Here is a 7,804-nt window from a genome sequence, read left to right as displayed (position 1 = left end):
CACCGAGCCGGCACGGTGCAGGGCGGTGAGGTCTCGGCGAACGGTCTCGCCCGTCACCGAGAAGCGCTCTGAGAGCTCGGCGACGGATGCGCGCCCGCGCTCGCGGACCTCCGCGGCGATCGCCTGCTGGCGTTCCTCGGCGTACATGTGTCCGTTCCTTCCCGGCCCGCGCTGCCGTGTTGATTAGTCTGCGTTTGGTTGGAATATATCTTTGTTTACCCGTGTAATGCTTGCATAGTCAATACGTTCTTGTAACCTCTCTCACATGACGTTCAGCGATACGGCAGCGCCCGCTGCACCCGTTCCCAACCCGTTCGACGCGTCGATCGTCGTGACCGGCACTCCCGTGGTCGGCGGACTCGCTTACGGTCCGGTGATACGTGTGGGTGCCCGTCCCGCCTTCGATGCCGACGCTCCAGCGGTCGGCGAGGACGAGCGGAAAGCGCATGAGCAAGCATTCGTCGACGCCGCGGAGGCGGTGAGTGCTCGCCTCGCCGACCGGGCGTCGCACAGCACTGGCGTATCTGCCGAAGTCCTCACGGCTACAGCGGGTCTCGCGCGCGACCGAGGTTGGATCTCGACGGCGACCGGACTCATAGCGTCGGGTCGCCCGGCGCCTGCTGCGGCTGCCGCAGCGACCGAGAAGTTCGTCGAGATGTTCACCTCCCTCGGGGGCGTCATGGCCGAACGGGTCACCGATCTACGCGACGTGCGTGATCGGGTGATCGCCGAACTCCTCGGCCAGCCCGAACCCGGCGTCCCGACCCCAGAGGTCCCGTCCGTCCTCTGCGCGGACGATCTGGCACCCGCGGACACCGCTGGGCTCAACCCCGACCTCGTCGTCGGGCTGGCGATGCGACTCGGTGGCCCGAGTGGCCATACGGCGATCATCGCGCGACAGTTGGGTATCCCATGCGTGGTCGCGGCCGCGGCGCTCGACGACATCCCTCCGGGCGTAGCCGCTTACGTCGACGGGTATGCCGGGACGATCGGGGCGGAGCCCGATGAGGATGCGATCGGCGCGGCGGTGGCCCGATCGCGCGCGGAAGCAGCCGAGGCCGCTGCGTGGACCGGTCCCGGAACGACCGTGGACGGTGTGCCCGTCGCCGTCCTCGCGAACGTCGCCGACGGGGTCTCTGCACGTACTGCGACCCGGTCGCCGGTGCAGGGGGTCGGACTGTTCCGTACCGAGTTGGCATTCCTCGATCGCGCGTCCGAGCCGACAGTCGACGAGCAGACGGCGCTGTACCGCGAGGTCATCGAGGCATTCGATGGCCAGAAGGTCGTGATCCGTACTTTGGACGCCGGTTCGGATAAGCCGTTGCGGTTCGTCGAGACCGATCTCGAACCGAATCCGGCCATGGGCGTTCGCGGCAACCGAACCTCGGTCACGCACCCCGAGATCCGTCGTGGTCAACTCGACGCGCTCGCCGCGGCAGCCGAGGGGGCCGCAGCGGTGCCCTGGGTCATGGCCCCGATGATCGCGACCGTGGACGAGGCGCGCGAGTTCGCCGCCCAAGTCCGTGATCGCGGCTTGATTCCCGGTGTGATGGTCGAGGTGCCGTCGGCAGCGATCCTGGCGGATGCGATCCTCGCGGAGGTCGACTTCGTCTCGATCGGCACGAATGATCTCACGCAGTACACGATGGCGGCCGACCGGATGTCGCCGGAACTGGCGTCGTTGACCGACCCGTGGCAGCCAGCCGTCCTGGCCTTGATCGGGATGGTCGGCGCGGCGGGTGAGCGAGCGGATAAGAACGTCGGCGTCTGCGGCGAAGCGGCCGCCGACCCGTTGCTTGCATGCGTCCTCGTCGGCCTCGGCGTGCGTTCGTTGTCGTCAGCGCCTGCGGCGGCGTCGGCAGTCGGCCTCAAACTCGGCCAGGTAACGATAGAGCAGTGCCGCGAGGCCGCTCGTGCGGCGCTCGCGGCGACCAGTGCGTCCGATGCGCGGGACGCCTCGCGCAGGGTGCTCGGTTAGATTCCGCCCGGCTTGGCTCCGGGCGGGCTAGATCCGGCGCATGACTGTGACGACCTTGCCGAGGACGGCTGCGTCGTCACCCGGGATCGGCTCAAAGTGCTCGTTGTGCGGCATGAGCCACACGTGGCCGTCCTTGCGCTTGAAGGTCTTCACGGTGGCCTCTCCGTCGATCATCGCAGCGACGATGTCTCCGTTCTCAGCGACGTTCTGCTGACGCACGACCACCCAGTCGCCGTCGCAGATCGCGGCGTCGACCATTGATTCGCCGACCACGCGGAGCATGAACAGCGAGCCGTCGCCGACGAGTTCCTTCGGCATTGGAAAGACCTCCTCGACCGCCTGCTCGGCGAGGATCGGACCACCGGCGGCGATCCGACCAAGGACCGGAACGAACGTCGGCGTCGGCAGGGCCTCGGACGACTCGTCGGCCGGAGGCGTGGTGTTGTCGCCGCGGACATTCACCGCACGTGGTCGGTGTGGATCCCTTTTGAGGAGACCGCGACGCTCGAGTGTCCGTAGTTGGTGGGCCACCGACGACGTCGACGTCAGGCCGACGGCCTCACCGATCTCGCGGATGCTCGGTGGATATCCGCGCTCGCGGACCGACTTCCGAATGACCTCGAGCACCTCCCGCTGGCGCTGCGTCAGCGACGCCTCCAGTGTCGACGTCGAGAGCAGTGGATCGGGAGTGTCAGCCATCGTCGGTCCTTTCCTCATCGTGCGCGATCCGCGCGGTGCGTGATCGGGACGGAATCCGTGATCGGAGCGGGGTGTTCGGGCTATTCGAACATCGGGTCCGATCTGACTTGAAGAATAGTCGAGCAGATCACGGATTTCAAACAATTGTTCGACGTGTTGCTGACTTTGTCGTAGGCGTGGTGTTTACTGTCGAACAAAGGTTCTTCGAACACGTGATCGATGAGGAGCATACGATGAGCCAGGCACTGATTTCCAAGACTGTCGAGCGCCGCCGCCGCGGGGTGGAGCGTCCGCAGATATCCGTCACGACCTGCGATATACCTGTCATCGGCGGTGCGTCGAGTACGCCGATTCGGGCCGAGCGGTCGGCACAGGTGTGTAGTCCGACGGGCCGTGATCCGCGCCGCGCTCGGGTCGCGGGCGGACGACTCCGTTCGGTTCCTGAGGGCTATTCACGTCGTATCGCAGCGGTACAGGCGCGTCCGGCAGCCGATCGTCACGCCTCGTTTCGCACGCCGGGCGAGCGTTCGAACATCGACGCGGTGATCCGTCGTCGCCGACTGGTCGGCGCGTTGGCCGTCGGAGCGATCCTGGCGGGTGTGGTGTGGCTGTTCACGATTGTCGGATCGGACTACGCGGACGCATCCACACCCGGCGTGCCAGGTGTCACGCAGGTCGTCCACGCACGCAGCGGCGAGTCTCTGTCAGACATCGCGCGACGGATCGCGACGGACCTGCCGGTGGCGGGCGTCGTCGAGCAGTTGCGCGAACTGAACCACCTACAGTCGTCCGGACTCCGCGTCGGCCAACCGCTGATCGCACCGGCGTACTGAGCCGTAGTGCTCCGGCGTCGGGTTGCAGCGGCCCGGTGTGTGAGTGAGCACCGTGGCTACGAGTACTCTTTTGGCATGCGCTGCCCGTTCTGCAAGAACGACGACACACGAGTGGTGGATTCCCGCGTCGCGGACGACGGTCTGGCGATCCGCCGCCGCCGGTCATGCGCGGAGTGCGGTCGCCGCTTCAGCACCGTCGAGGCCGCTGTTCTGTCGGTCGTCAAACGCAACGGCGTCTCCGAGCCGTTCAGCCGCGAAAAGGTGATGAAAGGTGTACGTCGTGCCTGCCAGGGTCGGCACGTCGACGAGGACGCTCTCGCTAAACTTGCGTATCAGGTGGAGGACGCCGTCCGCGGGTCCGGCTCGGCCGAGATCCCGAGTAACGAAGTCGGTCTCGCCATCCTGCGACCGCTCCGCGACCTCGATGAGGTCGCGTACCTGCGGTTCGCTTCGGTGTACAAGTCGTTCGAGTCGGCCGACGATTTCCAGCGCGAGATCGACGAACTACGTTCCCGAGTCTGAGTCGACCACAGACCGTACAGCTTCGTGGTTCAGAACTTCTCGATCGCTTTGCGAATCCGCTTCTCCGAGACCGTCCCCGCCGTGCCGAGTTGCTGAGCGAACAGGCTGACACGGAGCTCTTCCAACTGCCACTGCACCATCTCGTTGAGCGCATCGTGGCGTGCTTCGGGTATCTGCGCGAGGCGCTGATTCCAGAGTGCGACGAGCCGGTCGATCACTGCTGTGCCGTCGTTGTCCCGTGCCGCTGAACCGGGCAGTGCCTCCAACCGTGCACGTGCGGCCGACAGATATCGAGGCAGAGCCCGTAAGTGTGGTCCGGCGGTGACGCCGACGAATCCGTCGAAGACGAGATCGGCGACCTGGTCGGCGACATCGTCGGCCGCCAACGTGCCCGTCTGTTCGCCGATGGCGCCCCGCACTCGGGAGTATTCGACGAGAGCGTCGACGGCGGCGTCGAAGTACTCGGGGGCCGTCTGCCGTACCGATGGAGATACCCGCCCGGACAGCGCGTCGAAGTCGGCGGCCGACCGAACCGCTGCGACATCGGACCGACCGGCGAGTACGTCGATCACCGCGCGCCGTGTGCAGTCGGCGAGCAGCGCGTCGACGTCGTGGTACGGACTCTGGCTCAGCGCTAGTTTGCGGGCAGGCGGCAGCGACGACGCGAGGCGGCGGGGCGGGGGAGTGATCGCCTGGGTGAGGAGTTCCCGGACGCCCGAGACGATCCCCGCGTCGCGCGCTGTGGTGGTTGACACGTCGACGACCTGCACACCCTCTCCCGGCGCTCCGGAGCCGGGTACGCCGGATCTGGGCACAACTGTCAGGGTCGGGTACCTCGTGACCTGCTGCCCGGCCAGTACCTGGGTGCGGTCCTCAGCGAGGGTTCCGAGACCGTCGGCGGTCCACGCGGTGAAGGTCTGTGACTTCGTCGCCGCGCCGCCGCGTGTCTGAAACTGAGAGCGGAGGTCGGCGAGGCGGTCGCCGCGCGCCACCACTGCGCCTTTGGCGTCAGTCACGGCATAGTGCATCCGCAGGTGTGGCGGTAGACCCTCAGTGCGGAAGTCGCGGGGCGACAACGAGATTCGCGTCATCGTCGATAGCTCGCGCGCCAGGGTCGGTATCAGGGGCTCCGACCTCGCCGACAACTGTTCCAATGCGAGGTCTGCGTATCGCTGCGCCGGCGACATCGACTTGCGCAGGCCTTTGGGGAGGGACTTGATGAGTGCCGTCACCAACTCCGATCGCATTCCGGGCACGAGCCAGTCGAACCCACCGTCGTGGACGTGGTCGAGCAATTCGCGCGGGACGACGACGGTCACGCCGTCGTCGGGTGCGCCCGGCGAGAAGTGGTAGCGCAGTTCCAGACGTGTCTCACCCTGCTGCCAGGCCGACGGGAACTCGTCGGCCCGCGGAACGTCGTCGGCTGCGAACATCTCGGCAGTCAGATCGAGCAGCGCCGGTTCGGACCGTCCGGCCTTCTTCCACCATGAGTCGAAGTGGCGTGCGGAGACGACGTTCGCGGGTACCCGGGCGTCGTAGAAGTCGAACAGTTCCGTGTCGCTGATTCCGACGTCTCGGCGTCGGGAGCGGTGCTCAAGGTCCTCGACTTCCTTGAGCATCTGCGCGTTGCGTTGGACGAACGCATGCCTGCTGCGCCATCGACCGCCCACGAGGGCCTCGGTGATGAAGATCTCCCGGGCCGTCTTCGGATCGATTGGGCCGTAATGGATGCGCCGTTGGGCGACGAGCGGGACCCCGTACAGCGTGACGCGCTCGTACGCCATGACGGCTGCCCGCCGCGTCGACCAGTGCGGCTCGCTGTACGTACGCGTGACCAGGTCGCCCGCGGCCTGCTCGACCCACTCCGGATCGATGGCCGCCACCGTGTGAGCGAACAGACGCGAGGTCTCCATGAGTTCGGCCGCCATCACGAAGGCCGGTGGCTTGGCGGCGAGGAACGAACCGGGGAAGATCGCGAACCGGGTGCCACGTGTGCCGAGGAAGTCGCGAGTGTCTCCTTGTCGGGCACCGACATTGGTGAGCAGGCCGGTCAAGATCGACTTGTGCACCGCGGTGGCGTCGGCCTCGGTGTCCGGCGTCTGCCAGTGGAGGTCACGGACCGTCCGTTTGAGTTGGCGGTGCAGATCCCACCATTCGCGGACACGGAGGTAGTGGATGAACTCTCGTTCGCACTGACGGCGGAACTGGTTGCCCGACAATTCGTCCCGCTGCTCGCGCAGGTACGTCCATAGCTTGAGGTACGCCATGAACTCGGATCCGGGGACGGCGTGCCGTCGGTGCGCGGTCTGCGCGGCCTCGCGGCGATCCGACGGGAACTCGCGGACGTCGGGGAGCGCGAGGGCGGCGGCGATCACCAGGATGTGGTCCAAGCACCCGTTATCGTGTCCCGCGACGAGCATCCGTCCGAGCCGCGGGTCGACGGGCAGGCGAGACAGCGTGGTGCCGACTGCGGTCAGGCGGGCCACGGCCGAGTCGGTATCGGTCACCGCCCCGAGTTCGGAGAGCAACGCCATACCGTCGCGGACGGCGCGCGGCTCCGGTGGCTGGACGAACGGGAACTCGGTGATGTCGCCGAGTTTCAGAGACAGCATCGAGAGAATGACCGCGGCGAGGTTGCTGCGGAGAATCTCGGGGTCGGTGTACTCGGGGCGCGCATCGAAGTCGTCCTCCGAGTAGAGCCGGATGCAGATGCCAGGGGCGACGCGGCCGCAGCGACCGGCGCGTTGGCGGGCACTCGCCTGCGACACCTTCTCGATGGGCAGACGCGTGATCTTCGTGCGCGTGGAGTAGCGCGAGATGCGGGCGCTGCCTGCGTCGATCACGTAACGGATGCCGGGCACGGTCAGCGAGGTCTCCGCGACGTTCGTCGCGAGGACGATGCGGCGACCGTTGGATGGGCTGAACACCCGATGCTGTTCGGCGACGGAGAGGCGTGCGAACAGCGGGACGATGTCAGCGTTACGACGCGACTTGCCGAGTGCTTCCGACGTTTCCCGGATGTCGCGCTCGGTGGGCAGGAACACGAGGATGTCGCCCGAGCCTCGACCCCACAATTCGCCGACCGCGGAGTCGATCGCCGCGATCTGGTCGAGGTCGACCGTGTCCTCGTCGTTGGAACTCAAAGGGCGATAACGGATCTCGACAGGGTAGGTGCGACCGGACACCTCGATGATGGGTACCGCGTCGTCGGGTCCGGCGAAATGGCGAGCGAAGCGATCGGGTTCGATCGTCGCGGACGTGATGACCAGTTTGAGATCAGGTCGTCTGGGAAGGAGTTGTTTGAGGTAGCCGAGCAGGAAGTCGATGTTGAGGCTTCGCTCGTGCGCTTCGTCGATGATGATCGTGTCGTACCCGCGAAGGAGGGGGTCGGTGGTGATCTCGCGCAGCAGGATGCCGTCGGTCATGACTTTGACGCGGGTGCTCTTCGAGCTCTTGTCCGAGAATCGGACCTGATAGCCGACGGCGTCGCCTAGCTCGGTGCCGAGTTCGTCGGCGATACGTCCGGCGACCGACGTGGCCGCGATGCGCCGGGGTTGAGTGTGGCCGATGGCGGTTCGGCCCATCTCGAGACAGATCTTCGGGAGCTGAGTCGTCTTGCCCGAGCCAGTCTCGCCCGCGATGACGACCACCTGGTGGTCGGAGATCGCTTCGGTGATCTCCTCGCGGCAGGCGCTGACGGGAAGTTCCGGCGGATACGTGATGGTCAGAGGCGACGACATGATGGCGTCGATTCTACGGCCGCGGCATAATC

The 7,804-nt window shown here is 66.4% G+C and carries 6 protein-coding genes; 3 read left to right on the top strand and 3 right to left on the bottom strand.

Annotated elements, in window-relative coordinates:
• On the bottom strand, positions 1-147 hold a 147-nt coding region (locus tag ACTIMF_RS16490; RefSeq protein WP_442351371.1), incomplete at its 3' end, for a DeoR family transcriptional regulator.
• Positions 148-265: 118 nt separating this feature from the next.
• Between ACTIMF_RS16490 and ACTIMF_RS16485 the strand changes: the two genes are divergently transcribed.
• Positions 266-1,978 (top strand): putative PEP-binding protein, encoded by a 1,713-nt coding sequence (locus ACTIMF_RS16485; protein WP_442351368.1) that lies wholly within the window; start codon positions 266-268, stop codon positions 1,976-1,978.
• A gap of 27 nt (positions 1,979-2,005) precedes the next feature.
• Here the strand turns inward: ACTIMF_RS16485 and lexA are convergent, their stop codons facing one another.
• Complete coding sequence (gene lexA / locus ACTIMF_RS16480) at positions 2,006-2,677, bottom strand: transcriptional repressor LexA (protein WP_442351367.1); 672 nt, start codon at positions 2,675-2,677, stop codon at positions 2,006-2,008.
• A gap of 233 nt (positions 2,678-2,910) precedes the next feature.
• Between lexA and ACTIMF_RS16475 the strand changes: the two genes are divergently transcribed.
• A complete protein-coding gene (locus ACTIMF_RS16475; protein ID WP_442351366.1) occupies positions 2,911-3,510 on the top strand; it encodes a LysM peptidoglycan-binding domain-containing protein in 600 nt (199 codons plus the stop codon).
• A gap of 75 nt (positions 3,511-3,585) precedes the next feature.
• The gene (gene nrdR / locus ACTIMF_RS16470; protein ID WP_442351365.1) at positions 3,586-4,032 is read left to right on the top strand and encodes a transcriptional regulator NrdR; all 447 of its coding nucleotides are present in this window, start codon (positions 3,586-3,588) and stop codon (positions 4,030-4,032) included.
• Positions 4,033-4,061: 29 nt separating this feature from the next.
• Here nrdR and hrpA read toward each other — a convergent pair whose 3' ends face one another.
• Positions 4,062-7,772 carry an ATP-dependent RNA helicase HrpA gene (gene hrpA, locus ACTIMF_RS16465; RefSeq protein WP_442351364.1) on the bottom strand — a complete coding sequence of 1,237 codons (3,711 nt, stop codon included), beginning with the start codon at positions 7,770-7,772 and terminating at the stop codon, positions 4,062-4,064.
• Positions 7,773-7,804: the final 32 nt, after the last annotated feature.

Origin of the sequence: Gordonia sp. (in: high G+C Gram-positive bacteria), assembly GCF_052106715.1 — a bacterium.
Taxonomy (GTDB): domain Bacteria; phylum Actinomycetota; class Actinomycetes; order Mycobacteriales; family Mycobacteriaceae; genus Gordonia.
The sequence above is the reverse complement of the archived record's forward strand: the minus strand, read 5'-3'. Positions and strand labels throughout refer to the sequence as shown.